Genomic DNA, 26,444 nt, shown 5'->3' with positions numbered 1-26,444 from the left:
GTTGGTGGACAGCAACTGGCGGCACTGCGTAATTTCGGTGGGTATCGCTACGCGGTCACCGATTCCACAGTTTTCCCGAGGGGTACGAAGTTCGGTATACACAGACGCTTCCTCTGATGGGCCACATAGCTACGCCAGCACTAGGATTATACCGCTCGACGGACTTCTTTCCGATATGAGCCTCGAAGAGACGATTGACTACCTCGCCGAGGAACTCGACCTCGAGCGAAGTGAACACGTTCGCGAGGTCGGACAGTCGGTCGCTGAGCTTCGCGACTGATCAGAACATTTCGCTGAAGTCCCGTTCGACGAGTCCGTTCTCCAGATACGTGATGAACTCTTGTTTCGTTGGTCCTTGACGGTCAAGCAGATCGTCCTGTGCTGCTCGTTTGAGAACTGCCTGCGCGAAGTCCGTACAGTGGGATTCGTGCTGCTCAGCGTACTTCGTCAGGGCTTCTCTCCAGTGCATATCCAGCTCGAACTCGCCTAATCGAATTTGGATTCCGTCTTTCCGTTCGACGACGTCGACGTCCAAGTCTTCGAGTTGCTTGAAACGGAGGTTGTTTCGACGGACTGTGATGAGCCACTTGGAATCGACTATGTAGGGGTTAACCACTCTCGCCAGGTATCGTCGTCGACGTGTGTTCGTGGCATCGCAAAATCCGGGTCCACACTCTCAATACAGAACTGCAGCATCGCGATGCCAGTTCGATGGCTCTGTTGAAACCCTCAGGCAGTTACAGTACGTCCGGTCGTCGAACCGGATGGAAGCCTCCCGAAATCGCGGTTGCTCCGGTTCGTTGAGCAAGCGATGTACTTGGCACGTCGAGCTATCACTTGTCACTCCTAAGTTCTCAAAATGACGTACACACTCTACCAGCACATCGTTCTCCTCTTCTCAAAGCTCGGAAGAACACGACGTACAGGGCGTTCTTCGACGAACACATCGAGATACCACGCATTCGGAGTCACCGATATCGTCGGATACCGTCATATTTGTCAGCGACCTACTTCATCGATTCGACGTGAGCTGGTCGCGCCGGCGTTCGAATTCTTCCTCGTCGATCTCGCCCTGTGCGTACCGGCGCTGGAGGGTGTCCATCGCGGAATCCTGACTCTCGGGAGATTCATCACTTCGACCCAGTGCCCAGTAGAAGAATCCACCGATCAGTCCCAGCATTCCGAGTGCCCCGCCGATGAAGGGGACACCGCCCCACCCGCCCCTCGATCCGCCCATCATGCCGCCGCCGGGACCCATCATGCCGCCATCGGTATTTCCGCTGCCCTCAACGTCCGAGCCGACTGCGACGGAGCCGTTCTGGACTATCGTTTCGCTGTCGGGGACCTCGCCGTCCGGGATCGGGCTGTCTTCAGCTGGACCGCCAGGGCTACCAACGACGATGCGACCGACCATGCCGACCGTCTTGTGCGGGATGCAGTAATAGTCGTACGTGCCGGGTGCCTCGAACGTGTGCTCGAAGCTCCCCTGCGAGATGGTCCCGCTGTCGAAGGCGGTGCCGTCGGCGGGAACGCGGTCCGGATAGGCCGTCGCCGAGTGGGCTCCGGCTGCTATCTCGAAGCGGACGGTCGTGCCAGGTTCGACGTGGAGCCCGATCGGGTCGAAGTAGTTGTTGCCCATCTTCACGACGGGCGTCTCCTGTGCGGCGACTGGGTGGGTGAATCCCGCACTCGCGACTGTGCCAGCACCGAGCGCTCCCAGGAACTGGCGTCTACTGTAGTCTGTCATTGTAGCTGGTTGGCTTCTGTTATCCACGGATGATGCTGGCGAGCCGGTTCGCGAGTCCGGGCGATTGCTGGCCGGCGCTCTCGATGGCAGCCTCCAATTCGTCCCGGTCGACGATGCCGATGAACTCGGCCGTCTGTTCCCCGTTCGCATACACGAGCGTCGTTGGCGTCTTTCGGACACCGTACTCCTCGGCCGTCTCCAGATCGGTCTGAATGTCGACCTCCCGGAACTCGACACCCGGATACGCATCTTCGAGCCCCTCGTTTTTCTCTCGTTGCGTTGCGCACGCTCCACAGGTCTCCTGCGTGAACAGGATAACTTCCGTCATAGTAGCTAGTATGGTCTTGTACCTTTAGCGCATTTCTATTTACATCCGAAAGCTGTGAGGGTCACAGCTTTCGGATTCCAAGGGGGCGGACGTGAGTAACGCCGGAAGTTGGTGGTCGGACCGTCACTCCGAGCGTTTGAGCTTGTTCCGACGCGTCTCGAACTCTTCCTCGGTGAGATCTCCGCGGGCGTATGCCATACGCAGCTCCTCCATTGCAGGTTTCCGCGACGACTGCGATGCCGTCACGCGACGGAAGACGAGATATCCGCCACCGAGCAGGAGGAGGAGGAAGACCAGCTGGACGAGCATCCTGACGAGTGGCCACCAGCCGCTGGCCGTCCCGTATCCACCCATCATTCCACCGTACCCCATCATCCCGCCGAATCCCATCCCCATCGTGAGCAACGGGAGGACGATGATCGCCCCGAGGATGAGGAGGACGATGGTTGTGGTGTCCAGTTGGTTTGATGATGCCATGGCTTAGATCTCGGTCGATGATTCGAGTTCGTCCGCGACACTGGCGAGAACGCGCTCGAACCGGTCGTGGACCTCGTTCACGATCGAGTCGAGTGCCTCGTTGTCGGCGATGCCGACGAGCTGTTGTGGGTCGACGGCACTCACTATGACCTCGCTGTCATCGGTTTCGTAGACGATGACGTTACACGGGAGGAGTGCGCCGAGTTCGATCTCTTCGTTCAGGCCCTCGTGTGCCAGCCCCGGGTTGCACGCACCGAGGATGCGGTACTGTCGAAACTCCTCGCCGAGTTTCTCCTCGAGCGTCGCTTGGACGTCGATGTCGCAGAGGACGCCAAATCCTTCATCTTCGAGCTCGTCGATCGTTGTCTCGACTACTTGGTCAAAGTCACCGGACACGGACGTTTGTATTGTGTACTTCATACAATATAGTACTCTGTTGATTGACTTAAGGGTGGGGTTCCGAAGCGGTCGTCACGGATGGAGTCATTCGTGTTGGAACTGGCACCGAATGGCTCATCCGGCACGTTCCAGCTGTTCACATCGGTGCTCGAATTCGTCGTCAGAGAGTTCGCCACGGGCGTATCGCTCGCGGAGAACTGAGAGCGGCCCGTCGTCATCCCCGTTGGTTTCTCGGTTGAGAAGTGCATAGATGAGGTAGATGGGAACGGCGATGAGGAGCCCCATCCAGAGGAGTCCCCAGACCCCCATCGCGCCGCCGAAGAGGCCCCATCCACCGCTCATCATGCCGCCGCCGTAGCTCCCGCCGCCGTGGGCAGCAGCTGTTCCAGTCGCTGCGACCAGCAGTGGGACGGCGAGTAGCGCGAATCGACGAGCAGTGCGTCCGAGCGTAGTGGTGAGTTGCGTCATGATTGTGAATTGGTGGTGTGTTTCGGTATTCGGTCGAGGCGATCGAAACGGTCAGGGCCTATCAGCAGTGGCCCTGTCCGTACATCCCGCCGTTGTAGTCGTCGTCAACCATGTCCTGGGCCATCTCGTCGACGGTCCCACCCATGTGCGACTCCATCCACTCGACGCTACCCGGGCCCATGTGCTCGGTCATCTGCGCCTCCATCCAAGCCGCCCAGTCATCGGCAGTAGCATTGTCAGTGGGCGCGTCGTCTACGGTCGTGTTGGTGCCGTGTGCGCTGACCATGGGCGCGGCGAACGCGAGTCCGACGGTCACGAGCGCCACGAACAGCCAGCCGCCGAGTTTGAAGTTGGTCATTGTCTTTTGACCTCGGTTACTCGTAGGACTGCCCGGGAGTTATCGGCGTGGGTGTAAATCCCCCCAGGAGAACGTTCGAGAACGTGTATAGAGCGTTCTAATCGTTTCCAGAGAATGGAATCGTTCATATCCACTGAATCCACCGGAGATGTGGGTCGGCTCGCTCTAATGTCGCTGGGTTGCCAGAGTCGGCATCGGTGACACGCTGCACTTCGGAATGTTAGCCACAACTGTCGAAAGTATCCCCGCCCAACTAGGGATGTACCGAGTCATCAGTTGGCGGGCGGTATCAACACCTTCCAATCGTTCACTCATTCCCCGGTATGCCACTCCGAGAACTCCTCACACAGATCGAACACGCACTCGCTCCGGTTCGCCACGTCATGAAACCAATCCTCTCGGACCCGCTCGTGATGGGTGTCTGGGCGCTGTTCGTCCTCGCGTCCGTCAGCACCCTCCTGTGGGACATCCGTGAGCACAATCAGGCGCTGCCGTCGCTCATGAAGGGCGTCTGGATACTGGTCGTGCTCTACTCCGGCCCGTTCGGCCTCGCTGTCTACTGGTACTCTGGTCGCACCCAGATTAGTACCGACTCGCTCCGGCGGCGTGGGTTCCGCTCGACCGCCCACTGCTACTCGGGCTGTGGGGCTGGCGAAGTCCTCGGGTTCGTGCTCCTCGCGGGGCTGCTCGCCCTCCAGAGCACGCTCGTCATCACGGCCGGGACGTTCGCGCTCGCGTACCTGTTCGGGTACGCGCTCACCGTCGGGCCGTTGATGCAGGAGGGCGTCGGCTTCGGCGAGGCGATGCTGGATGCTCTCTACAGCGAGACGCCGAGCATCACCATCATGGAGATCGCGGCCATCGGAACGGACCTCCTGATCGCCAGCCAGGCCCACATCTCCGACCTCCTGTTCTGGGGAGCGCTGGCGTTCTCACTGTCCGTGGGATTCGTCTTCGCGTACCCGGTCAACGCCGCTCTCGTCTATTTCGGCGTGAAAGAAGGGATGAAAAACCCCGCCGAGATGGGGCAGAGTCAGTCGACAGAACAGGCACAAGCCGCTGATTAGAACCGTTACCCAATACGGTACCGGAGATACCTCACGGTCGACCGATGGTTCCTACGGGTATGGGTTGCTGTACCTGTGGCTAGGGCGATTGATTCTGCTGCAGGTCGTCGCTCGGATAGATACGATAAGTCCGCCCCTGGCGCTCCCGGTACAACAGGCCACGTTTTTCGAGGGCGCTAACCGTCTGGCTCACCTTGCTCTTCGAGAAGTCCGAGCGGTCCCGGAGTTCAATCTGCGTAATGCCAGGCGAGGAGAGGATCGGCTTGAGGATGCGACGTTCGTCCTCCGGGAGGAGGTCTAATACGCGAGCCTGCGGTTGAGACTCTGGATTGATGCCACCCTCTAACTGGGTTGATTCCTCCGATGAATCGGGGCTCTCGGAACCCGCTACGTTCGGTCTCTCTGTCTGTACACGCTCACCGGGGTCTGTGCTAGTGATGTCGTCTCGGACCAGGAGATACCCCCCACCGATGGCAGCTGTAACGAGGACGGTTCCGAGCACATACCAGAGCGGATTCGTTCCGTGCACCGCCCCCATGGACGTACCCATCATCGACCCCATCTGCTCGAAGGCCTGCTGTTGTTGATACGCGTCCCAGCTGAACGCACCACCAATGACCACGACGGCTGCGACGAGGAAGGCGACTACTGCATCTGCCCGCCGTCGCTTCATCTCTCACACCCCAAGTCGGGACGATACTCAGTCATGGCAGAGACTTGGGGAGACACCGGTGTAGCAGTTGTGATTAGCTGAGGGGAGAATCAGCGAAACCGAATACGATAGTCGAAACAGAGATGCGGCATTCAGTGATCCCGAGAAGGGTGAACAGTTAGGCGGTCGCAGTCGCCGTCAGCTCGTCTGATTCGCGCAGCGTCTCGAGGAACTCCTCGGCATCGAGTGCAGCCATACTCCCGGTGCCGGCGGACGTGATCGCCTGGCGGTACCGGGGGTCGGCGACGTCGCCGGCGGCGAACACGCCATCCACGGCTGTCCGGGCAGTGGGCCGGCCGACATCGTCTGCCTGCGTTAAGATGTAGCCGCTTTCGTCTCGTTCGACGGCAGTCTCATCCAGGAATCGCGTGTTCGGCGTGTGGCCCACCGCGTAGAACACGCCGCCAACATCGACGGTCTCCCGCTCGACGTCGCCCCCGGACTCGGCCTTCTCCGTGGGGTAGCCATCGGGGTGGGAGACGAGCGTGGCACCGGTGACGCCCTTCTCCTGGGAGCCGTGGATGGCTTCGAGTCCCGTGTTCCACCGGAACTGGACGTCGTCGTGGTCGCGAGCACGGTCGGCCATGATCTCGGACGCACGCAGTTCCTCGCGGCGGTGGACGACCGTCACGGAATCGGCGAACTTCGTGAGGAACAACGCCTCTTCCATGGCGCTGTCGCCGCCACCAATGACGAGCACGTCGTCGCCGCGGTGGAACGCGCCGTCACAGGTCGCACACGTCGAGAGTCCATACCCCATGAGCTCGTCCTCGTTCTCCGCGCCGACCCAGCGTGCACTCGCGCCGGTCGCGACGATCAGGGCTCGCGTGTGAATCGTGTCACCGGTCGACAGCGACAGCTCGAACGGCCGGCCGTCGAGGGCCGCGTCCTCGATGCGACCGTGTTCGAACTGTGCGCCGAACTGCTCGGCCTGCTCTTTGCCACGCTGGACAAGTTCCATGCCACCGACACCCTCAGGAAATCCGAGGTAGTTCTCGACGTCGGTCGTCAGCGTGAGCTGGCCGCCCGGCTCGTCGCCCTCAAGGACGAGGGGGTCGAGGTCGGCGCGGGCCGCGTAGACCGCTGCCGAGAGGCCGGCGATTCCCGAGCCGGCGATGACGAGGTCGTGTACGTCCGTACTCATCTAGTTCGTGTAGGAGTCGACGAGCGTTCGGAGCTGGTCTTCGCCCTGGAGGCCGACGATCTCCTCGACCTGCTCGCCGTCGGCGAACAGGACGAGCGTCGGGACGCCACGGACGCCGTAGGCGCTCGCGAGTTGCTGGTTCGCGTCGACGTCGACCTTCGCGACCGTCGCGTCGGTCTCGGCGGCAATGGTCTCGACGATTGGTTCGAGCATCTGGCAGGGGCCACACCAGTCCGCGTAAAAGTCCGTCAGGACGACGTCGTGTTCGCTGACCACGGCATCGAGGTCGTCGGCGCTATCGACGTGGATCGGTTCGTTCGCAGGAGCGCTGCCTGCGTCGGTTGCAGTATTGGTTGCCATCACCTGCCCCTACGGACTGCCGACCATTAAGTCTTGCTCTATTTCCACAATACTCCACACAATTCAAAGAGCAGTCTGGGGCCACGAAGCAAGCAAGGCATAGAAACCAGCGTAACACCCACGTAAGCGCTAGAACCCGTCCTGCCGGGACTCACACTCGCCCCCACAATTGTAGAGATAGTGAACGTGTGGGGCGGACAATCCATCGCACTTCGACGTCAGTTCCACTCCGATTCGAGCGTGTCGAGCAATCCGTCGACCTCCTCCCGAGTGTTGACTGCATGGACGGATACCCGGATCGCGTTCGGGCTCGGGAGCGAGCGCACGACGAATCCCGCTGTCGCCAGTCGTTCGACCGTCGATTCGGGATCGTCGACGTCGATCGTGATGAGGCCCGACTCGGGCGGATTGGGACTGTAGAGCTGACCGTCCGGGATGCCGTCCACGAGCTGTCCGGCCAGGGTCTGGATTCGCTCCGCGATGCGATCGATTCCGATCTCGTCGATCGCATCGATCGCCTCGGCTAGGGCGACGTGGGGGGCGGGGTTCGACGAGCCGACCTCGAACCGTCGAGCACCGACCGCGAACTCGTAGGGGTCCGCCGTGGGTGTCTCAACGCTCCGGTAGCCGACCGTGTTGGGTGTGAGCGATTCAGCGACGTCGCCGTCGACGTAGAGGAAGCCACCGCCCCAGAGTCCCAAGAGCCACTTGTGGCCGGCTGCTGCGACCGCGTCAGCACCCCATTCGTCGACGTCCATCGGGAGCTGTCCCGGCACTTGCACGGCGTCGACGAGCGCGAACGCACCCGCCTCGTGGGCGATGTCGACGAGGTCGCTGACGGGCAACTGGGTGCCATGTGTCCACGTCACCGCACTGAAGCACGCAAGTCGTGCATCCTCAACGGCTTCGGCGAAGACGTCGAGATCGATTCGACCGTTTTTGGTCTCGACTACTCGAACGTCGACGCCCTGCTGTTCCAAGCGTTGCCACGGAAGCGTTCCGGCTGGGTGCTCGAGGTCGGTTCGAACGACGGTGTCGCCGGGCTCCCAGTCGATGGCGTTCGCGATAGCGTTAATGCCCGCAGTCGTGCTCTCCGTGAGTGCGATTTCGTCGTCGCCCGCACCGACGAAGGTGGCGACACGCTCCCGTACGCGGTCGTATTCGTCGAATGCCACCTCGTAGGGGTCGTTTCGAGTATTCGTCTCGTACTCGTGTGACCGCACGAACTCGTCAGCAGCTTCGACGACGTACCGCGGGCTCGGCCCGTGGGCGCCGAAGTTCAGATAGACGTCCTCGTGCAGGGCGGGCGTATCGGCGCGAAGTTCTCTGGGGTTCATCTCGTTGTCGGTGAATTAGTCCCGATACCGGGCGATCAGGTCGCGGAGTGCCTGTTCGTTCTGGCCACCGCGAAGCTGTTTCACCGGTTGTCCGTCGGCGAACAGGACGAACGTGGGCGTGCTCTGGGCACCGAACTCGATCGCCGTTTCGAGGTTTGATTCGATGTCGATCGTCAGAACCGTCGCGTCGGTGTCTTCCGCGAGTGTTTCGAGAACCGGCTTCATCCGCTTGCAGGTCCCACACCACTCCGTGTAGAACTCCACGAGAGTGACGCCGCTGTCCTCGACGGCAGTCTCAAGGTCGCCATCGTCGAGTGAACCCACGCTGTCCGTCTTCGCTGTTTGTGTTGCCATTAACAGACTCTATGTACTAGATCGTTAATAGTCTTGGGCTTACTATACAATATAGGCTGGGTATGTCTTTCGTCTCAGAGCTATTGAATGAGAGTAAAGCGATTCGGGGGCCATCCGTGGATGCCACGAGCACACAATTGTCGGGTTAGATAGCCTCGTTATTCGAATTAGACATCACCGAACGTAATATCAGCACCATCCCAAATGAGACGAGTACTGCCTGTATGAGGGCCGCTGAGAACAGCGACGTTCCCAACACACTGTAGACGAGGCCTTCACAGATAGCTCCGATTCCTATGAATACGAAGCCGACAGAAACGTAGAGCATCGGATGGCTCTCACTCCGCTTGTATGCGTAGAAGGCGAGGTACGCGACCAGAAGGCTGAGAAACAGCGTAATCAGCTTGACGACGACGATTGACGGGCTGATCATGTGCTCTCCCGGAAGTTCTCCCAAAGCGAAGCGAAATTATCGGCGAGTTCATCACGTGTTTCGACGGAGAGTTCGAACTCACCGTCGGCGATTGAAACGTGGAACGCCTCGACCGTCGTCTCGAACAGCTGTTTGTGCTCTCCACCGGAGCCGATCGTCGAATGGACGGCAATGAGATCATGGCTCCGTAATGTGGAGATGCGACGGTAAATGGTCGCCAGCGACGCGTCACAGACCTCGCTAAGATCCTTTGCCGTTCGTGGCTCCTCCTCAGCTGCAAGTAGAATCGTGCGTGAGTAGTCGTCCGCAAAGACTTCAAGGAGGGACGCAGACGGGTTGCCCTCACGACTCTCCATATCTCCGCATTGTGAGGACGGCGTAAAGATTCGGTGGTTTCCCCGATTCTGGTTCGTAGGCTGAGATTTCCCCGTTCAGAGAGTCGTATTGTCGTACGAGGCTTTTTGCGAATAGTGCAAACAGACAGCGTCCTTTACAGCCCAGCAACTCGAGCGATAGTACTGATGAGACGGTTTCAGAGACGGCATCTCAAAGCGGCGGCTATCAGCGTCGGGTCGTTTGTACTGTTCGGGGTCGTCACTGGATTGATTCCCAATCCGGTCTACGTTCGGATGGTTCCCCGAACGCTGTTGGATTATCTCTTTCTCGCTCTCACTGCTGGATTCCTGGGCTTCTACGTGTTACAGCGAACAACGGAGCAGCGTGGCGACGAAAAGACTGCAACTGCGGGTGCTGTTCTCGGATTTCTAGCGTTTGGATGCCCGATCTGCAACGCGTTTTTGCTTGCCCTGTTTAGCAGTTCCGCGCTAATGACGTACTTCGACCCGCTCCGGCCGCTTCTGGGAGTTGTGAGTGTTGCGCTCTTCGCCGGGCTTCTGTACGTTCGCTCGCAACGTCCGTGTGAGTCCTGTGAGGTAGAACCGAAGCAGACGACCACACATCAGTAGACCAGTCAAATGACAGATATTCAAACAGAACCAACCGACGAGACGGGTTCACGGCGCCGCTGGTCACTGCTCGGACTCGGTGGCGCACTGAGTCTCTGTTGTCTCTTTGCCGCTCCGGCCGCGACAGGCGCTGCCGGAGCTACCGCTGCTGGTGGTGCAACGGCGGCCCTCGGAGGCGGACTCATCCGAATACTAGTGGCGGCACTAACAGTTGGGGTTCTCGGCTTTGTATACCGATTTCGGTCAGACTCCAAATCCTGCGAAACGTGAGTCCTCTAGACGAGGATGAGTCACTACTGTCCGGTCTATCCGAACATCGCTCCGCCAGGGAGATACCCGAACGACCGGAGCGAATACCACGTCACGTAGACGCCGATCACGACGAAGGCCAGACTGCCAGCGTAGCGAGCGGACTGTCCGTATTTGCCAAGCGAGAGTGAACTCCCCGTAACGCGTGCGACCACACTGACACCGAGAACGAGTGTCCCCATACCCGCTCCGAATGAGCCAAACACGGCAAGTCCCTGCACGAGCCCTTCCGTCGTGAATGACGTGAGAATCATCCCCAGAAAGACCGGCAGATTACACGCTAAACTCCCAACTCCGTACACGATACCGAACACAAAGAAGGCAGGAATCGTGGCTGAACCTCGCTCAGGGAGGCGGATCGACTGCAGCGGAGACAGATTGTAGAAGTACATGATACCGATACCGATCAAGAGCGGCCCAACGAGGAGTTCCATCGACACGAGATACGGTTCGATCCACTGGCCGAGGAGAAGCACGACACCGCCAATAAGCAGATAGACGGTGACTACGCCGGCCGTCACGAACCCGCCGACGCGAAGTCCATCGACCACTGCACGTCGACCGAGTCCCAAGAGCATGAGGAGTGTGCCGACGACGACAACGGCGACTGGGGGATAGTAACTCCCTGTTCCGAGTTTCGCGAGTGGGACGATCAGCTCATAACCGGGGAGCAAAACCCGAATACCGGCAACCGCCATGTAGAAGAGCGGGATCGCCCCGGCGAGAAACACCAGAATGCCATTAACTAGGAGGGCCGTCCGGACAGGGTCAGACGCATCCGATTGGTCTGCTTGTATTTTATCTTCGTCTTGTGTATAAAAATACGAGAGGTACGCAGGGAGGAGCCCAACACTACAGGGGGCAAAGAACATCAAGACACCCGCAGCGTATGCCGCCACAAGTATCGATGATGAAGCAAACAACGCCATCGGTCACTCACCCTCGGTAACCAAGTCGATCGTACAGTAGCGTGGGTCGCCAGCACGAGCGAGGTACCCAATCAGAAGCGCGAGGCCCCCAACACGGAGCAGGTTCCCGTGAAACGGCATCGCTGCTAATGCACCAGCGAACCCTATGAGGCCGAGAACACCCGCGCCACAGCTCGCACAGCCGGATGCGAGCAGACCGGGAATCGCGCTCGACAACCCTCTGGATCCTAAGAGTCCGACCTGAGCTACTCGACCAGCTACGTTCGTGACCGCGACGCCAGTTAAGATTGCATACCCAACAATCAGCCCGAGGCCGATGGCTCCAATTGTCGCGTACGTGTTCGCAGTGAGCGCCACGAGTGCAGTATCGAGATACCCGAGGTCGGCACCGAGCATCTGCATCGAGTACTCCGGGAATGAACTCAAAATTAGAAGGACGTAGGTTGCGACGGAGACCCCGACAAACAGGAGTCCCCGTATTGTAGACGTCAGCGGATAGGCCAGTGCTGCCAGAAGCTGTTCGGTGTGGTGTTCGAGACGCAGGGCGATCATGCGTTCTGCACCCGTGTGATTGCTTTGTCGAATCGGTCGTATGGCTGTGCCCCGACGAGTTTGCCAGCGGCATCTACATCGCGATTGTAGAGAATGAACGCAGGCGTCCCACGGATCCCGAACTGTGCCGCCCGGCTCATATCCTTGTTAATCGACGCCTCAATCTCGCTTCGGTGGGTCTGCATACACGAATCGACAGCACTTGCATCGACACCGTCGACGCCTCGAGTGATCTCCAGGAGATTCGCTTTCGACGCCCATCCCGAGTTCTTTGAGCCCTGCTTGTCAAAGAGCGTCGAATGCCACCGCCAATACGCCTGGGGGGTGTCCTCTCTCACCTGCCGCCAGACACAGCGATCCATCACCGCCGCGGTCATCGACGTTTTGCCCATGTAGGGAAACTCGATGAAGACGACCCGAACGGTGCCCGATTGGACGTGGTTCCGGATTATCTTCGGAAGCGTATTCTGCTCGAAGCGACGGCAGAAGGGGCACTGGTAGTCACTCCAGTAGTACATATCGATAGGGGCGTCTAATAGCCCCATTATCGGATGGCCCTGCAGGTCAATTTCAAACCCGGTCGTGTTGGAACTGGTGTGGAACGGGGCCGCAGTCGGAACTTTCGAATCCTGGCTTGCGTCTAGCGTCGAAGCTCCGTAGACGATGCTACCACCTGCGAGGATCGTTCCGACACCGCCAAAAACCGCACGCCGTCGTGTGATCGAAGATGGAATATCCATACCCGGATTGCGCCCTCGATATATATGGTTGAAATGGCGATTCACAGAGTCTGCAAAAATGCGCAGAGTGCGGATAGTGGGCAGCACGCTACAAGGGATTGCAATTAGAAGAAGTCCACTCGGTTTTGAAGAACACCAGTTGGAGTCTCCCCATCGAAGTAGTCAGTACAATGTATCTATGGGCGGCTACTGATCTATCTGGAACTGCCACGCAGTCGGAAGCTGTGCGTAGACGACCGCGTTGTCGACGAGCACGTCGACAGGGACGTACTCGTCGGGCGCATGGACGGTGTCGGTTCCGAGCGCGAACTCGACAGTCGACACCCCCGCGTTTCGGAGGGTTTTGGCGTCCCCGCCGCCCGTGGCACTCCGCCGGAAGACACGCTCGCCAGTGACGTCCGCCGCCGTCGACGCGACAGCTTCGACGAGCGGACTGCCGGGTGCCTCGGCGGTCCCGACGCTCCACGAGACGTCGGCTATCGTGATGCCCTCGCAGTCGGCGACACACTCCCGAATCCCCGCGAGCACGTCGGGCGTGTGGACACCCGCTGTCAACCGCACGTCGATCTTGGCGTGAGCGGACTGTGGGACGCTGTTTATCGCGTCGCCCCCCTCGAGGATGCCGAGATTGATTGAGGGATACTGGAACAGATCGCGAGCGACGTCTTCGCCCATCGACGGGCTGTAGTATTCGATGGACTCTTCGACGATCGGCTCCACGTCAGGGTCGATTTCGAGTCGCTGAGTGCCGAACCGTTCGCGCACTGTCTCCACGGCATTGTAGAGTCGGTCAATTGCGTTGACGCCGAGTACTGGCCGGGAGCCGTGGGCGCCCTCGCCGCTGGCTTCGAGCGTCAGCCAGATACTGCCCCGGTCTGCGACCGTGACGGAGTGCCGGCCCTCCTCACAGGTCGGCTCCCCGATGACGCAGGCATCCGCGTTGAGATCTCCATTCTTCAGCAGCGCGGGCAGGCCCGCGTCGCCGCCCACTTCCTCGTCGCTCACGAACGCAAACAGGAGGTCGACAGGTGGCTCAGTGTCGGTAGCTGCGAAGGATTGAATCGTGAACAGCATCGACGCCACAGCGCCCTTCATGTCGGTTGCGCCCCGGCCGTAGACGCGGTCGTCCACACGTTCGCCCAGGGGGTCGTGCGCCCACGCCTCGTCGTCGAACGGAACGGTATCGAGGTGGCCGTTATATAGTAGCGTGCGGTCCGACTCACCGGGAACCCGAACGAGTAAGTTCGGCTTCGCCGGATCGACCGCGAACCGCTCGACGTCGACGGGAAGCGGGTCGAGGAACGCCTCGATCTCGGCAACGATTTCGCGCGTATCGCCGGGTGGGTTGGACGTATCGATTGCGAGGAGATCCAGTCCGAGCGCGACCAGTTCCTCGCGGTGGGTATGCACGTACTCGGGGAGAATCCCCTCATTCATCGCTCTGAAATCGCGTCTTCGACCGTTTGGATGACTTCGTACGGGTCGTGCTCCGCATCGTTTCGAAGGGCGACAACGAGACCCGTGGTCTCCGTGACCGGAACCACGACTGTAACCACATCCTCGTAGACGCGAGTAGTCGCGCGTAACGACTGTCCGTGGTGGTCTTCGTACGCTCGAATACCGATGCTCTCCAGCTGAACGTTCTCCAGAATCGCGGTGACGTCCGCCGTCGTGTACTGGGCGGACCCATCGCTCTCCCGATACGGGACGCTGTACTCGCCGTTCTCGTAGGCAGCGATGCCGACCAGTGACTCACCGACGGTGTCGGTCAACGGCGATTCAAGTTTTCGCGCAACGTCGGAGATCGACTGGTTATTGGCGGTCTGCTGGTCTGATGACGAGTGGTTGTTGGCCATTGTGGGGTGGTTATGTATGGTTCTCGATAACGGTGCGAAGCCGTGATTCGTCTTGCATTCCGATCAGCCGCTCGACCAGCTGCTCGTCCGCGAACAGGACGAGCGTGGGAACGCTTCGAACGCCGTACTCGGCGGCGAGCTGTTGGTTCGCGTCAATATCGACCTTTGCGACCGTCGCGTCGGTCTCAGCGGCGATCGTTTCGACGACCGGTTCGAGCATCTGGCACGGCCCACACCAGTCGGCGTAGAAGTCCACGAGCACGACGTCGTGCTCGTCGACAGTTTCAGTCAGCGCGGTCTGTCCGTTGATCTGGATCGGCGTCATTGGAGTCTGCATGGTGGCCTCGGTCCTCTGCGCTGACTCGGCTCTGTCACGAAGCTCCTCCAGTTTCCGCTGTCGAATCTCCTCTAAATTCTCCGCCATGCTGTGGTTCTTCGATGCGCGACGATTTAGTTGTTTTGCACGAATTACACAATACTGTGCTGGCGAACGGGTTCGACGTGATGCCTCGGGAAGTCAGTGAGCGAGCTGTACCTAGTCACTCCGGAGCGGGCGGTTCGTGCGTCCCGAAGTCGGGATGGGTTTCCTGCATCCAGACGTACACGATCGCTCCTGAGACGAACATCAACAGGGCAATTACGTAGAACGCGGCCTCGATGCTCAGCAACTCCATCGAGAGGCCGATGAGGATGGCGCCGACGCCGTAGCCGGTGTCCCGCCACATCCGGTAGACGCCCATGCCGGTCGCACGCCACGTCGGGTGCGCGGCGTCTCCAGGCACTGTCATCAGGTTCGGGTAGAGCAACGCCATCCCGAGCCCCGACACCCCGGAGAGTACAACCCATGGGAGGTAGCCGTCGACGAGGACCATTCCGAGGACGCCCGCGCCGGCGAGGAACATCCCGACGAGGACCGGTGGTCGGCGTCCGATGCGGTCGGCGAGGCCGCCGGTCGCGATCTGGAGGAAGTACATCGCGCTGTGGACGGCGACGACGAATCCGACCGCCGCGATGCCGAGCCCCTGACTGGTGAGATACAGCGGGACGGCGAGCCAGAACAGCGTGTCGACGAACTTCTCGATGTGTCCCGCCTGGGCAGCGGCGAACAGCGTCTTGTCGCCGTAGGTCGCGCGCTTCAGCACCTCGACGAACGGCAGGTTCGCGTCGTGATGGTCGTCGTCCTCAACCTCCAACTCCGCGAGGTGGACCGTCTCCTTGATCAGGAAGATCGAGATGAGGAACGCCAGCACGACGACAGCAGCGAGGAAGTAGAACGGCTCCGGTCGAAGGCTCGTCTGGGCGGCGATGACACCCGTCACCCAGGCGCCGACGGCGACGCCGGTGTACCCGAACGCTTCGTCGATACCGACTGCGAGGCCGCGCTGGTCGGGGCCCGCGATGTCGATTTTGGCGTTAATTGCCATGCTCCAGGTCAACGCTTGGTTGATCCCCAGTAAGACGTTCCCGACAGTGATCCACGCCCAGCTCGGGGCGTAGATGAGGATGATGGGCAGCGGGAGTGCGGTCGCCCAGCCGAGGACGAGTACGGGCTTGCGGCCGTACTCGCCGCCCCATTTGCCGGCGTAGAGGTTCAGGAGGCCCTTGACAAAGCCGAATGAGACGACGAACGAGCCGATGACGAGCAGGGACTCGACGCCGAGGACGTCACGGCCCAGTACCGGGACGACGGCCCGTTCGGACCCAATAGTCAGCCCCGTGGCGAACACCAACAGGACGTGGAGTGAGAACTGCCCGAGGTGCTCACGGATACCCTGTTTGAGGTCAGTTTCCGTACTCATGGATTACTCGGCGGCGCAGTTGTTGGGGCCCAGTTCCAGCTCGGCCAGCTCGTCGGCTGGAACCGACTCTTGTCCCACGTTCGTCCGCTTGACACGTTCGAAGTTCGGCGGATGGTCCGGAATGTCCGCTGCGAGTTCCTCGACGAATTCCTCCCGGTCGCGGCCCAGATCGTCGTTTTGGTCTTTGACTTCAGCAAGGGTCGCAGCGACTGGCGGTTCAGGGGACCCAAGGTCGTGGGCCGGCAGGACGAGCGCGTCGTCCGGTCGATCGAGCAATCGCTGAAGACTCTCGTAGAGTGTTGCCGCGTTCCGTTCGACATCGGAATCCTCGATGCCTGCTTCGACGCCAAGTTCGACGCGTCCCACACTCTCGTGGAAGAGTGTGTCGCCCGTGAGCAACGCCGCCCCCTCGATGTCGAATGAGACGCTTCCCTCACTGTGGCCTGGCGTGTGAATGACCTCGACGTCGGTCTGTCCGACCGGGACGGCCTGGCCGTCTTCGAGGGGTGTCGCGTCAAGCGCGAGCGCGTCTTTCGGGTGAAGGTAGTAGGATGTATCGTGTCGGTCGGCGAGCTCTGCGGCTCCGGAGACGTGGTCGGCGTGGGCGTGCGTGTCGAAGACGCCGACGAGGGTGGCATCGTACTCGTCGAGGATCAGTTCGTACTCGTCGAGATAGTGCGACGGGTCGAAGACGGCGGCCTCCCCGTCCGAGACGAGAGCGTGTGAAAGACAGCCCTTTCCCGGACGCGCGACCTGAACGAGCGTGCTATCGAGGTCGGCTGGTACTTCTGCGTGCCGATGGATGCGGCTCCATCCATTCATTCCGTCGGTAAGCGTTACTGCGTCGTAGCCCAGTTCGTTGAGGACCTCTGTTGCAGTCTGGGAGACGACGCCTGCGGCACAGACCGTGACAATCCGCTTCTCACGGGGAAGGTCGGAGAGGGCGTCTTTGGCCTGTTCGGGGTCTTCAGTGAGTTCGTCGTAGACATCGACGTTGACACTCCCAGGGATATGCCAGTCCTCGAAGTCTGCTTCGTGGCGGATATCGACGACGAGCAGATCTTCGTCGCCGTCGTGTACCAGTTCGCTAAATTCGTTCGGCGGTAGTTCCTCCATCTGTGTTTCCGTGTAGTCGGGAGACCGGCAACAGGCTACTGCCGGACATGACCGGCACTGTTAATTTTGACGAGGTCAAATGTGTTCGTATGAGTCTGTACGAGGCGTCGATCCGGGTCAAACACGAGTGTCCGTACCGGTCGATCTCGGAACGCTACCCGGACTTAACGATACGCGAGTGGCCGCTGAGCGACTGCCAAGTTCTCGAAATCACATCCGAGGAGACGCCCACCGACGAGTTACTCGAGGAGATCGATCAGCTCGGCACCGTGCTGCACGAGTCAGCGGACGAGGACGGGTATCACGTCGTTACGCAGTCCTGTCTCTGCTCGCTCGACGAATCGATTATCGACCGATTCGAGAAACATAATTGCCTGTATCAGTCCCCGACGATCTACCGACAGGGCTGGGAGCACTACACAGTGATTGCGTTTGATGGAGAAGACATCCGGGCGCTGCTCGATGACTTGCGCTCTGATAGAGAGATCGAACTCCTCTCGAAAACCTCGATTTCAGAGAAACAGGTTCCGCACAGTATGTTGGCCCCGGTCGACCAGCTCTTCGAAAACCTCACAGACCGGCAGGTGGCAGCCCTCCAGTTAGCGCTCGAAACGGGCTACTACGAACAGCCACGGAAGACGTCGCTGCGTGACCTCGCCGAGCAGACGTCCGTCGCTCGCTCGACGTACGAAGAACACCTTCGAAAGGCGGAGAACAAACTCCTCACGAACGCGGGTCAGTTCCTCCGGTTAGTCACTGCGACGACGACATCGAACCCGCTACAGGTCGAAACAACCCCGCAGGAAGAACAGGCCGCCGACTAACCCGGCCGAGGAGTTGAGATGGTAGGTTTCAGGTTTTCGTTTCCTTAGTTCGCGGCGCAGTTGTTGGGGCCGAGTTCGAGCGTCTCGACGTCGCCACTGGGCTGTTCTTTGCCCCAGTTAATCTGCTTGATCTCGTTGTAGTTCGCGGGCTCCTCGGCGAGACTCTCAACGATGGTCTCGACGAACGTCTCCTCGTCGCCGTCCTCGACGTAGCTCAGCAGTTCGTTCGTCGTCTCCGCCTGCAGGTCGCCGAGCGCCGTCGCAAGCGGTCGAACCTGCTCGTCACTGAAGTGGCCGGGGAGGACGAACGTCTCGTCTGAGAGATCGGTTAGCGTGGTGAGGCTGTCGAATAGCCGGCTGGACGCCTCGCGAACGGCCTCCTCGGAGCCATCCTCGAGGTCGGGTCGACCGACGCTCCGCAGGAACAGCGTGTCCCCGGAGAGGAGCGCGTCGTCGAACCGGAACGAGACGCTGCCGGGCGTGTGACCGGGGGTGTGCAGCACATCGAGGGCTCGGTCGCCGACGGCAATGGTGTCTCCGTCCTTGATTTCGGTGACGTCGTCGAGTTCGCCCGCATCCTCGGAGTGGAGATAGTAGGGCACGTCGAGTTCGCCGGCGAGACGGCGGGCGCCGGAGACGTGGTCGGCGTGCGCGTGCGTGTCAGCGACCCCGATGATGTCGAGGTCGTTGTCGTCCGCGACGTTCAGGTACTGGTCGATGTACTGGGTCGGGTCGACGACGACGGCTTTGTCGCCGTCGTGTGCGAGGTAGGACACACAGCCCGTCCCGGGGCGAACGATCTGGGTGATGCCGTCGGCGCTATCCACGTCGTATTCGCGGTGGACGCGTCCCCAGGCGTTCATGCCGTCGGGGATGGATTTGGCGTCGAACCCGTGTTCGCGGAGGAAGTCGGCAGCGCGGGCGGACGTGACGCCCGCGACGCAGACGACAGCGATTTCTTCATCTTCGGGGAGGTCGTCGAGATTGTCTTCCAGTCCCGAATAGTCGTACTGGAGGAGTTCGTCGTAGATGGGAACGTTCGTGCTTCCCGGGATCTGCCACTCCTCGTAGTCGTCCTCGTTGCGGACGTCGAGGACGAATAGGTCCTCGGCGTCGTCCTCAGCGATGCGGCGTGCGACTTCGGACGCCTCGATATCAGTATTGCTCATTACAGCCAATACTACACAGTCGGGCGGATATAAATGTGTTGGGAGCGGGTTATTGGAGGGTTCGCCTATTCCTACGACAATGCCGGTATATCGCCCCAAAATATAATTAGTGGCTTGAAACGGACCGGCTGTGACTGATGTCTGGGTCGCCAACTATTTCATAATTCGCCCACAACTGCCTAGGTATGGGTCATCACACATTCGATGCTGCCAAAGCGACGAAACTCGAGGGTGCGGCGACACGGTATCGGTATCTCTCTCGAGAGGAGCTTCTCTGGGCCCTTGATCCGAATGAATCCGAGACCGTCGCTGATTTGGGTAGCGGAACCGGCTTCTACACAGATACAATCGCGCCGCACGTTGGTCAGGTCTATGCAATTGATATCCAAGAGGCGATGCACGAGTACTACCGCGACAAGGGTGTTCCGGAGAACACCGAGCTCGTGACGTCTGGTGTGGATAGTCTCCCGTTCGAGACCGGCAAAATAGATACAGCCGTCTCGACGATGACGTATCACGAGTTCGCGAGTGCACAGGCCCGCACCGAACTCGCACGCGTTCTCGCTCCCGGCGGTCGCCTCGTCATTGGCGACTGGTCAGCGGACGGCGCCGGCGAAGACGGCCCGCCGTTGGAAGAACGCTTCACTGCCGGTGAAGTGACGTCAGCACTTCGCGACGCCGGCTTCGAAATCGACTTCCAGGCGACCCGACCGGAGACCTTCCTGGTCGTGGGTTGTCTCCAATGAGTGGAATTGGCCCGTCGCGACTTGACGACCGGCGATCCGACGACGATGTTTTCGTTCTCGACATTCGTCCCGAACAGGAGTACCGGGAGAACCACATTTCGGGCAGCACCAACGCACCGGTGTACCACGACCTGCAACAAGGCCGTCTCGAAGCGCTCGACTCCCATCTGGACGCGATTCCAGACGACACGGAAGTCGTCACAGTGTGTAAGGCGGGTATCGTCGCTCGGAAAGCGACCGAGTACCTCGAAGACGCGGGCTACACAGCCACGACGCTTACCGGCGGATTTACTGGATGGCGACAGTACGAGCGAAATACAGTGCTGTATCGGATTGCCTCCTTTCTACGAAAAATTGTCCGATAGCCGGGAGAGTGAGACGCTCCAATGACGAGGTCGGTTTGCACGCCGTCACGGACTGTCACCGATTTAGGGCGATACTCTAGCTGAGGAACGCTGTGTTAACTCTCAGCGGGTGCTGCGGGTTGCGATTCGTTTTCGTACTTCTCTTCGAACTCGCTAATGAGCTGGCCCATTTTCGCGTACCAGTCGTTGAGCGTCCGCTGCATCTCGTTGGTGATCTCGTCGGCGTCACGCGGATGGTAGACGTGGTAGTAGCCACCCTGCTCGTAGTTCACCTGTTCCTTCTGGATGAAGCCCGCCTGGAGCAGCCGCTGGACGCTCCGGTACGCGGTCGACCGTTCACGGTCGACCTGTTCTGCGATTTCGTCGACGGTGAGTGGTTCCTGGCGGTCCTGAAGCAGCTGGAAGATGTCCTTGTCGATCGTCTTGAGGTCGTGGAAACACTCCAGCAGTCCCTCACACTGCATGTCCCGCCGGAGCATCTCACTCATTGATTCAGCCATTACTAACGGAGTGTAGGTGTTAGAGCCTCAAAAGTGTTTGCATAGTCGGCACAATACTGTACCGACCTACGACGTGGTGAGCCGGCACCACGTCCCGGTCCGGTCGTTCCGGAGCCGGCAGACGGCGGCGAGGACGACGGCGCCACTGACGAGCAGCGCCGCGCCGAAGATGAGCACCGTGCTCAACGTGTTGAGCAGGTCGATCCCGTAGACCGTCCCGAGTTTGTTCGACGCGACGGCGAGACTCCCCGCGAGCAGCATAGCCGCGAAGTAGCCCTTGATCTCGTCCTCGTCGACGAGGTTCGTCGCACCCGCCCCGACGCGAGCCCCGAGCGCGCTCCCGACGAGCAGGAACGCGACGACGGGCAGCGCGACCGAGCCCGACTGGGCATAGGTGAACGCACCGAACGCGCCAGAGATCGTGATCTGGAGGATGTCAGTTCCTACGGCGATTGCAGCAGGAACCCCGAGCCCGTACATCATCGCCGGCATGAGGAGGAACCCGCCGCCGACGCCGAGGAAGCCCGAGAGGACGCCGATGACGAGCCCCACGGCGAAGATAATCGTCCCCGAGACGCGGACGCCGCCGCGTAACGTCACCATCGGCGGGATGTGAATCGATTGGACGCGGTCCGCGAGGTCGCTACTCGTCTCGGTATCGTCGTCGTCGGACCACGCGTCCCGGAGCGTGAGCAGCCCCACAGCGGCGAGCAGGCCGACGTACGCGACGTTGATGATGAGGTCGGCCATCCCGGTGGCTTCGAGGAAGAACACAACGCTCTTCCCGCCCTCGATACCGAGGGTCATCGCGACGGTCATGATCGCTGCGAGTTTGTAGTCAACCTGGCCGTGGTCGCGGTGGCGGAGCGCGCCGATGACGCTCGTGCCGAACACGAACGCGAGTCCGCTTCCGACGGCGACTGTCGATGGATAGCCCATCACGAGTAGTGCAGGTGTGACGAGGAACGACCCGCCCATCCCGAAGAACCCGAACAGGGTGCCGATGAGTAGGCCGAATCCGACGAATACCGCGACCATGGTAAGGCTCAGACCGAGGATCGCCACGGTTAGTCACCTCCGAGGGCGTCGATGACAGTCGTTCCGACCGTATTACTGAGTGCGCCGTACGCCAGGTACAGCGCGAAGGCTTCCGCGAGGACGACCCCGACGGTGGCGACAGCCTGCGCGGAACCACTCAAGTTCTCGAGTCCGAACATCTTACACGACCCTCATAGTGTTGTTCGTTAATTCGGTTTCTACACAATACTGTTGCCGAACGTTGATGACTGTATGTTCTGATGACATTGTTAGTTCGTCTCCTCGCTGCCCGTCAGCGAGCGGACGTATCCCTGTGCGTACGCGCCGAGGAACATCCCGCCGATGGCCCAGAGGATCGGATAGTTCCCGACGCCGAAGCTCGCGTAGGCGGCGCCAGGACAGATTCCTGAGAGCCCCCAGCCGACGCCGAAGATCACGCCCCCGACGACGACGTTGCGGTCGAACTCCTTCACGCGGCGCGTGTACTCGCTCGCTGTGAGCGGCGCACGATCGAGGTAGCGCGTTGCGACGGCGAACGTGATGCCGGTGACGACGGCGGCCCCGCCCATCACGAAGACGAGTCCGAAGTCGTCGAACTGGAGGAAGTCCAGCACGACCTCGGGACGCGCCATGCCGCTGACGGCGAGGCCGAGGCCGAATATCAGCCCCCCGACGTAGATGACGGGAAGGAACCATGGGCTTCGCGTCTCGTCGCTCATGGTGTCACCCCCAGTGCTTGGACGAGTTGCGCGGTTCCGATGGCGAATGCCATGAATGTCGCGACGTTCACGAGCGACGTGTTCGAGAGGGAGCCGACGCCACAGACGCCGTGGCCAGACGTACAGCCCTTTCCGAGGCGGGTGCCGATGCCGACGAGGACGCCGCCGCCGAGCAGCCGCCACCACTGGACGTCAGTCGTCCAGATCGTTGGATCGGGCGCGAGGACGAGCCCCCAGAGAGCTGCGCCACTGACGATACCGAGTGTGAACACGACCCGCCAGCCGCGCGACTGGATATACTTGAAGCGGTTGAACCGCTCGACGTCGGAGACGTACGACAGCGTGGATTCGAGGAACGTGCTCGCGCCCGCGATGATGCCCGTCGCGAGGTAGATGACTGCCGCGCCGAGGCCGACGAGGAGGCCGCCGACGAGGTACGGCAGTATCCCGCGGGGGAAGGGCGTCTCGAGCACGAGCGGTGCGAGAAGTGGCTCCATCGTTAGTTAGTCATCGCCTCTTCGCTCGCGGCGCAGTTGTTCGGGCCGAGCTCCAGCTCGAAGGCCTCCTCGTCGTCGGGAGACTGCTGGCCGAGGTTCGTCGCGATGATGTCCTCGTAGTTCGCCGGCTGCGGCGGCATGTCCGAAACGATGAACTCGACGAACTCGTCTTCGTCCATGGTGAGCGCATCCATCCGCTCGACCAGGTCGCCGAGTTCCGCGGTGTAGGTGCCGTCGTCGTTCGGCGTCGCCGCGTCGCTGAAGTGTGCCGGTGCGACGACCGTTTCGTCGGGGAGAGGAAGGATCTGTTCCTGGAGGCTCTCGTAGAGCGTGCGGGCCGCGTCCTTGGCCGCCTCGGGGTCTTCGAGGTCGGGGCGCGCGACGCTCTCGGTGAACAGGCCGTCCCCCGTGAACAGTACGTCGCCGACCTTGTACGCGGTCATCCCGGTCGTGTGGCCGGGCGTGGCGATGGTCTCGATTTCGACGTCGCCGACGGAGAGTGTGTCGCCGTCGGTGACTGTCTCGTAGGCCAGGTCGTAGTCGACACCGCGCTCGGCGGCGGCCGCGGGGAGGACGGCCGTTGCGTCCGTCTCCGTGGCGAGGTCGCGGACGCCCGAGATGTGGTCGGCGTGGATGTGCGTGTCGAGCGCGTACACGATGTCTGCGCCTAGGGCTCGCGCGTCCTGTTCGTACTCGTCGGTGAATGCACGGAGCGGGTCGACGACCGCCGCTTCGCCGTCCGAGGCGACGAGGTAGGCGAGACAGCCGCTGGAGGGACGGCGGTACTGGGCGACCGTGGCGTCGACGTCCACGTCGAGTTCCTGGTACTCGTAGATGCGCGCCCAGCCCTTCATGCCGCGTTCGAGGTGGTCGACGTCGTAGCCGGCGTCCTCGAGGTTGTCCGCGACGAGTTCGCTCGACCCGCCCTTCGCACAGAGCGCGGTGATCCGGCGGTCGTCGGGGAGCTGTTCGTGGAGGTCCTCCGGGATCTCGTCGAGCAGCTCGAAGTATGGGTAGTTGACGACGTCGACGTTCTCGCCGTCGATGTGCCATTCCTCGAAGTCGCTTTCGGAGCGTGCGTCGAGGATGAACACGTTCTCGCCGCTATCGATGCGTTGCTTCAGCTCTGCAGGCGTGGTTGATGCGACCGTTTCGTCCGATTCGGGATTTGCCGCGTCGGTCATCGTCAGTCCTCTCTATCTACTGCTCGCAAATAAGGCTTTGTATAGTAGTTCAACTATAGTACAACACTCCATTGGTCAAAAACCACTATTAGGGCTACTGAGACGAGTTATACTTGGACAGAAGGTAGTGTGTTGTGGACTAAGGGAATTACTATCGATATCCTTTTCTAACTCCACCCAATATTGGGGAGTGAAGTCACTACCATGACACAGTACGAAGCCACTGAAACTCTCGACGTGAAAGGCGAAAACTGTCCGATGCCCGTTGTCAAGACGAAGCAAAACATCGACCAACTCGCCGAAGGCGAGATCCTCGAGGTCCTCGCGACCGACCCGGGGAGCATGAGCGATCTCGGCGGCTGGGCGGACACGACCGACGGCGTCGAACTCGTCGACCAGCAGGAGGGCGACGACGTGTACACGCACTACGTGCGCAAGACGGAGTAAACCAATGGAGAAAATCGGAATCATCGTCGACAACGACAGCCCGAAGAGCCTCGCGATGGCGATGAACCTCGGCCACACGGCGCTTGCCTCCGACACCGAGGTTCTCGTCTACTTCACCTTCGATGGACTCACCCATCTCCTCGAAGGTGAGAACGACCTCTCGGAGATCGAGCCGCTACTCGAAGAGGGGATGCCAAACCCGTACGACCTCCTCGACGCGCTGGTGGCCGATGGTGGCGATCTCGTCACGACAGTCGCGTGCACGACGACCCTCGACATGCTCGAATGGGATCAGGACGCCATCGATGAGACTGTCACGACCAAGTTCGCGGGCGCGGCCACGTTCCTCGACGAAGTGGAGAACGCCGATCAGGTGTTCACGTTCTAACGATGAGTACGGAGACGCCACAATCACCAGATGAGGGGGCACCCTCTCGTGCGGAACTTGCCGCTCGCATTGACGAGTTAGAGACCGAACTCGCGGACGCGACAGAGGATGACAACGACCCGAAGATGTCGATTATCGCCACGAAGGGAACGTTAGACATGGCGTACCCGCCGCTCATCCTCGCGAGTACGGCAGCCGCGTTCGGCTACGAGGTGACCGTCTTCCACACGTTCTGGGGGCTCGACATCCTCCACGAGGAACGTTCGAAGAACTTACAGTTGAGTTCGGTCGGGAATCCCAACATGCCGGTCCCGAACGCCGTCGCGGCGCTGCCGGGCATGGACCGTGTGACGACGAAGATGATGGAGAAGAAAATCGACGACAACGACACCGCCACTATCGAGGAACTCATCGAGACGAGCCTCGACATGGGTGTCGAGTTTCAGGCGTGCCAGATGACCATCGATCTCATGGACTACGACGAGGACGACTTCTACGACGGCGTGACGACCGGTGTCGGCGCCGCCACCGCGATTCAGGATATGGCTGACGCTGACATCCAGCTCCTCATCTAATGCAAATCCGGCTCAACTGTTGGTGAACGTGGCTGGAACTCGTTTTTGGCCAGCTTCCGGTTGAGTCACCTGCCCGAGTACGGTCCGTCTCTGGTGAACCCCGGACACAATACCTAATAGCGAGGTGGCTAAATTGAGTAGTATGTCCTATACTCTGGACAAGCGTGTCGACGGTGAATTCGATATCGTCGTCGAACGGACGACGAATGCACTATCAGAGGAGGGGTTCGGGGTTCTCTGTGATATCGACGTCCAACAGACGCTCAAGAAGAAACTAGACGAAGACTTCCGCCAGTATCGGATTCTTGGCGCCTGCAATCCCCCGCTTGCGCAGCAGGCCCTCGAAGAAGAACTCCAGTTAGGGACGCTTCTGCCCTGTAACGTCGTCGTGTACGAGACAGACGATGGGGAAATCGGCGTGAGCGCAGTCGATCCTGAGGTTATGCTCTCCGTTGTCGACAATCCCGAGCTGGACTCGATCGCAGCAGAGGTCCGGGAGCGATTCGAACGCGTCCTCGACGAACTGCCGGACGCCTAATCGT

At 60.5% G+C, this 26,444-nt stretch carries 37 protein-coding genes and 2 pseudogenes; 10 read left to right on the top strand and 29 right to left on the bottom strand.

What is annotated here, in order from left to right; translation table 11 throughout:
* Window positions 1-280: 280 nt before the first annotated feature.
* A pseudogene (locus LPA46_RS11515) lies at window positions 281-717 on the bottom strand (hypothetical protein); the annotation flags it as partial.
* A 94-nt stretch (window positions 718-811) separates the two neighbouring features.
* Here LPA46_RS11515 and LPA46_RS11510 point away from each other — a divergent pair.
* A pseudogene (locus LPA46_RS11510) lies at window positions 812-969 on the top strand (IS5/IS1182 family transposase); the annotation flags it as partial.
* A 43-nt stretch (window positions 970-1,012) separates the two neighbouring features.
* Here the strand turns inward: LPA46_RS11510 and LPA46_RS11505 are convergent.
* The 6 genes from LPA46_RS11505 to LPA46_RS11480 form a co-directional block, all read right to left on the bottom strand.
* Entirely contained in the window at window positions 1,013-1,747 is a 735-nt protein-coding gene (locus LPA46_RS11505) for a plastocyanin/azurin family copper-binding protein (protein WP_230892626.1), read from the bottom strand.
* A 19-nt stretch (window positions 1,748-1,766) separates the two neighbouring features.
* Window positions 1,767-2,075, bottom strand: coding sequence for a thioredoxin family protein (locus LPA46_RS11500; RefSeq protein ID WP_230892625.1), 309 nt, complete (start codon window positions 2,073-2,075; stop codon window positions 1,767-1,769).
* A gap of 123 nt (window positions 2,076-2,198) precedes the next feature.
* On the bottom strand, window positions 2,199-2,552 hold the full coding sequence (locus LPA46_RS11495; RefSeq protein ID WP_230892624.1) for an SHOCT domain-containing protein: 354 nt from the start codon (window positions 2,550-2,552) through the stop codon (window positions 2,199-2,201).
* Window positions 2,553-2,555: 3 nt separating this feature from the next.
* Window positions 2,556-2,972 (bottom strand): DUF302 domain-containing protein, encoded by a 417-nt coding sequence (locus tag LPA46_RS11490; protein ID WP_230892623.1) that lies wholly within the window; start codon window positions 2,970-2,972, stop codon window positions 2,556-2,558.
* Between the two features lie 93 nt (window positions 2,973-3,065).
* Entirely contained in the window at window positions 3,066-3,419 is a 354-nt protein-coding gene (locus LPA46_RS11485) for an SHOCT domain-containing protein (protein ID WP_230892622.1), read from the bottom strand.
* A gap of 61 nt (window positions 3,420-3,480) precedes the next feature.
* Window positions 3,481-3,777, bottom strand: coding sequence for a hypothetical protein (locus tag LPA46_RS11480; RefSeq protein ID WP_230892621.1), 297 nt, complete (start codon window positions 3,775-3,777; stop codon window positions 3,481-3,483).
* Window positions 3,778-4,100: 323 nt separating this feature from the next.
* On the opposite strand from LPA46_RS11480, the gene LPA46_RS11475 reads away from it, so the two are divergent.
* Window positions 4,101-4,844, top strand: coding sequence for a DUF4396 domain-containing protein (locus LPA46_RS11475; RefSeq protein ID WP_230892620.1), 744 nt, complete (start codon window positions 4,101-4,103; stop codon window positions 4,842-4,844).
* Between the two features lie 79 nt (window positions 4,845-4,923).
* Here LPA46_RS11475 and LPA46_RS11470 read toward each other — a convergent pair whose 3' ends face one another.
* The 7 genes from LPA46_RS11470 to LPA46_RS11440 form a co-directional block, all read right to left on the bottom strand.
* Entirely contained in the window at window positions 4,924-5,517 is a 594-nt protein-coding gene (locus LPA46_RS11470) for a helix-turn-helix transcriptional regulator (protein WP_230892619.1), read from the bottom strand.
* 157 nt (window positions 5,518-5,674) lie between these two features.
* Window positions 5,675-6,700: an NAD(P)/FAD-dependent oxidoreductase gene (locus tag LPA46_RS11465; protein WP_230892618.1), complete on the bottom strand. Its 1,026-nt coding sequence runs from the start codon at window positions 6,698-6,700 to the stop codon at window positions 5,675-5,677.
* Window positions 6,701-7,060, bottom strand: coding sequence for a thioredoxin (trxA, locus tag LPA46_RS11460; RefSeq protein ID WP_230892617.1), 360 nt, complete (start codon window positions 7,058-7,060; stop codon window positions 6,701-6,703). It lies immediately after the preceding gene.
* A gap of 218 nt (window positions 7,061-7,278) precedes the next feature.
* A complete protein-coding gene (locus LPA46_RS11455; RefSeq protein ID WP_230892616.1) occupies window positions 7,279-8,397 on the bottom strand; it encodes an aminotransferase class V-fold PLP-dependent enzyme in 1,119 nt (372 codons plus the stop codon).
* Between the two features lie 15 nt (window positions 8,398-8,412).
* Entirely contained in the window at window positions 8,413-8,751 is a 339-nt protein-coding gene (locus LPA46_RS11450) for a thioredoxin family protein (RefSeq protein ID WP_230892615.1), read from the bottom strand.
* A gap of 145 nt (window positions 8,752-8,896) precedes the next feature.
* Window positions 8,897-9,184 (bottom strand): DUF7521 family protein, encoded by a 288-nt coding sequence (locus tag LPA46_RS11445; RefSeq protein WP_058984936.1) that lies wholly within the window; start codon window positions 9,182-9,184, stop codon window positions 8,897-8,899.
* Window positions 9,181-9,540, bottom strand: a complete 360-nt coding sequence (locus LPA46_RS11440; RefSeq protein WP_058984935.1) for a winged helix-turn-helix domain-containing protein — start codon at window positions 9,538-9,540, stop codon at window positions 9,181-9,183. Before LPA46_RS11440 ends, LPA46_RS11445 begins: the two co-directional genes overlap by 4 nt.
* 165 nt (window positions 9,541-9,705) lie before the next feature.
* Between LPA46_RS11440 and LPA46_RS11435 the strand changes: the two genes are divergently transcribed.
* Window positions 9,706-10,149 (top strand): hypothetical protein, encoded by a 444-nt coding sequence (locus tag LPA46_RS11435; protein WP_230892614.1) that lies wholly within the window; start codon window positions 9,706-9,708, stop codon window positions 10,147-10,149.
* Between the two features lie 305 nt (window positions 10,150-10,454).
* Here the strand turns inward: LPA46_RS11435 and LPA46_RS11430 are convergent, their stop codons facing one another.
* From LPA46_RS11430 to LPA46_RS11395, 8 genes are all read right to left on the bottom strand, one after another.
* A complete protein-coding gene (locus tag LPA46_RS11430; protein ID WP_230892613.1) occupies window positions 10,455-11,387 on the bottom strand; it encodes a cytochrome c biogenesis CcdA family protein in 933 nt (310 codons plus the stop codon).
* A 3-nt stretch (window positions 11,388-11,390) separates the two neighbouring features.
* Window positions 11,391-11,939 (bottom strand): hypothetical protein, encoded by a 549-nt coding sequence (locus LPA46_RS11425; protein ID WP_230892612.1) that lies wholly within the window; start codon window positions 11,937-11,939, stop codon window positions 11,391-11,393.
* Entirely contained in the window at window positions 11,936-12,679 is a 744-nt protein-coding gene (locus LPA46_RS11420; protein ID WP_230892611.1) for a DsbA family protein, read from the bottom strand. Before LPA46_RS11420 ends, LPA46_RS11425 begins: the two co-directional genes overlap by 4 nt.
* Window positions 12,680-12,865: 186 nt before the next feature.
* Window positions 12,866-14,116 carry a M20 family metallopeptidase gene (locus LPA46_RS11415; RefSeq protein WP_230892610.1) on the bottom strand — a complete coding sequence of 417 codons (1,251 nt, stop codon included), beginning with the start codon at window positions 14,114-14,116 and terminating at the stop codon, window positions 12,866-12,868.
* A complete protein-coding gene (locus LPA46_RS11410) occupies window positions 14,113-14,535 on the bottom strand; it encodes a hypothetical protein (protein ID WP_230892609.1) in 423 nt (140 codons plus the stop codon). The genes LPA46_RS11415 and LPA46_RS11410 overlap by 4 nt, the downstream gene beginning before the upstream one ends.
* A gap of 10 nt (window positions 14,536-14,545) precedes the next feature.
* A complete protein-coding gene (trxA, locus tag LPA46_RS11405; protein WP_230892608.1) occupies window positions 14,546-14,959 on the bottom strand; it encodes a thioredoxin in 414 nt (137 codons plus the stop codon).
* Window positions 14,960-15,074: 115 nt separating this feature from the next.
* On the bottom strand, window positions 15,075-16,334 hold the full coding sequence (locus tag LPA46_RS11400) for an MFS transporter (protein ID WP_058984927.1): 1,260 nt from the start codon (window positions 16,332-16,334) through the stop codon (window positions 15,075-15,077).
* A gap of 3 nt (window positions 16,335-16,337) precedes the next feature.
* Entirely contained in the window at window positions 16,338-17,450 is a 1,113-nt protein-coding gene (locus LPA46_RS11395; RefSeq protein ID WP_230892607.1) for an MBL fold metallo-hydrolase, read from the bottom strand.
* 89 nt (window positions 17,451-17,539) lie between these two features.
* Between LPA46_RS11395 and LPA46_RS11390 the strand changes: the two genes are divergently transcribed.
* Window positions 17,540-18,274: a helix-turn-helix domain-containing protein gene (locus LPA46_RS11390; protein WP_230892606.1), complete on the top strand. Its 735-nt coding sequence runs from the start codon at window positions 17,540-17,542 to the stop codon at window positions 18,272-18,274.
* A 44-nt stretch (window positions 18,275-18,318) separates the two neighbouring features.
* Here the strand turns inward: LPA46_RS11390 and LPA46_RS11385 are convergent, their stop codons facing one another.
* A complete protein-coding gene (locus LPA46_RS11385; protein WP_230892605.1) occupies window positions 18,319-19,443 on the bottom strand; it encodes an MBL fold metallo-hydrolase in 1,125 nt (374 codons plus the stop codon).
* A 185-nt stretch (window positions 19,444-19,628) separates the two neighbouring features.
* Between LPA46_RS11385 and LPA46_RS11380 the strand changes: the two genes are divergently transcribed.
* Window positions 19,629-20,189 (top strand): class I SAM-dependent methyltransferase, encoded by a 561-nt coding sequence (locus LPA46_RS11380; RefSeq protein ID WP_058984923.1) that lies wholly within the window; start codon window positions 19,629-19,631, stop codon window positions 20,187-20,189.
* A complete protein-coding gene (locus LPA46_RS11375; RefSeq protein WP_058984922.1) occupies window positions 20,186-20,554 on the top strand; it encodes a rhodanese-like domain-containing protein in 369 nt (122 codons plus the stop codon). The genes LPA46_RS11380 and LPA46_RS11375 overlap by 4 nt, the downstream gene beginning before the upstream one ends.
* A gap of 95 nt (window positions 20,555-20,649) precedes the next feature.
* Here the strand turns inward: LPA46_RS11375 and LPA46_RS11370 are convergent, their stop codons facing one another.
* The 6 genes from LPA46_RS11370 to LPA46_RS11345 all read right to left on the bottom strand — a co-directional run bounded on the left by LPA46_RS11370 (window position 20,650) and on the right by LPA46_RS11345 (window position 24,492).
* The gene (locus tag LPA46_RS11370) at window positions 20,650-21,054 is read right to left on the bottom strand and encodes a helix-turn-helix domain-containing protein (RefSeq protein WP_058984921.1); all 405 of its coding nucleotides are present in this window, start codon (window positions 21,052-21,054) and stop codon (window positions 20,650-20,652) included.
* Window positions 21,055-21,120: 66 nt separating this feature from the next.
* Window positions 21,121-22,092: a sulfite exporter TauE/SafE family protein gene (locus LPA46_RS11365; RefSeq protein ID WP_230892726.1), complete on the bottom strand. Its 972-nt coding sequence runs from the start codon at window positions 22,090-22,092 to the stop codon at window positions 21,121-21,123.
* A gap of 29 nt (window positions 22,093-22,121) precedes the next feature.
* Entirely contained in the window at window positions 22,122-22,271 is a 150-nt protein-coding gene (locus LPA46_RS11360; RefSeq protein WP_230892604.1) for a DUF7512 family protein, read from the bottom strand.
* Between the two features lie 90 nt (window positions 22,272-22,361).
* On the bottom strand, window positions 22,362-22,811 hold the full coding sequence (locus LPA46_RS11355) for a DUF6691 family protein (RefSeq protein WP_230892603.1): 450 nt from the start codon (window positions 22,809-22,811) through the stop codon (window positions 22,362-22,364).
* Window positions 22,808-23,308, bottom strand: a complete 501-nt coding sequence (locus LPA46_RS11350; protein ID WP_058984919.1) for a YeeE/YedE family protein — start codon at window positions 23,306-23,308, stop codon at window positions 22,808-22,810. Before LPA46_RS11350 ends, LPA46_RS11355 begins: the two co-directional genes overlap by 4 nt.
* A 2-nt stretch (window positions 23,309-23,310) precedes the next feature.
* Window positions 23,311-24,492 (bottom strand): MBL fold metallo-hydrolase, encoded by a 1,182-nt coding sequence (locus LPA46_RS11345; protein WP_058984918.1) that lies wholly within the window; start codon window positions 24,490-24,492, stop codon window positions 23,311-23,313.
* 204 nt (window positions 24,493-24,696) lie between these two features.
* Between LPA46_RS11345 and LPA46_RS11340 the strand changes: the two genes are divergently transcribed.
* From LPA46_RS11340 to LPA46_RS11325, 4 genes are all read left to right on the top strand, one after another.
* Complete coding sequence (locus LPA46_RS11340) at window positions 24,697-24,939, top strand: sulfurtransferase TusA family protein (RefSeq protein WP_058984917.1); 243 nt, start codon at window positions 24,697-24,699, stop codon at window positions 24,937-24,939.
* Window positions 24,940-24,943: 4 nt separating this feature from the next.
* Complete coding sequence (locus tag LPA46_RS11335; RefSeq protein ID WP_058984916.1) at window positions 24,944-25,327, top strand: DsrE family protein; 384 nt, start codon at window positions 24,944-24,946, stop codon at window positions 25,325-25,327.
* Between the two features lie 2 nt (window positions 25,328-25,329).
* Entirely contained in the window at window positions 25,330-25,902 is a 573-nt protein-coding gene (locus tag LPA46_RS11330; protein WP_230892602.1) for a DsrE/DsrF/DrsH-like family protein, read from the top strand.
* A gap of 142 nt (window positions 25,903-26,044) precedes the next feature.
* Window positions 26,045-26,440 (top strand): DUF302 domain-containing protein, encoded by a 396-nt coding sequence (locus tag LPA46_RS11325; protein ID WP_230892601.1) that lies wholly within the window; start codon window positions 26,045-26,047, stop codon window positions 26,438-26,440.
* Window positions 26,441-26,444 lie beyond the last annotated feature (4 nt).

Origin of the sequence: Halobacterium sp. KA-6 (assembly GCF_021029015.1) — an archaeon.
Lineage (GTDB): Archaea > Halobacteriota > Halobacteria > Halobacteriales > Halobacteriaceae > Halobacterium.
Note: the sequence above shows the minus strand (reverse complement) of the source record. Positions and strands in the feature narration are given on the sequence as shown.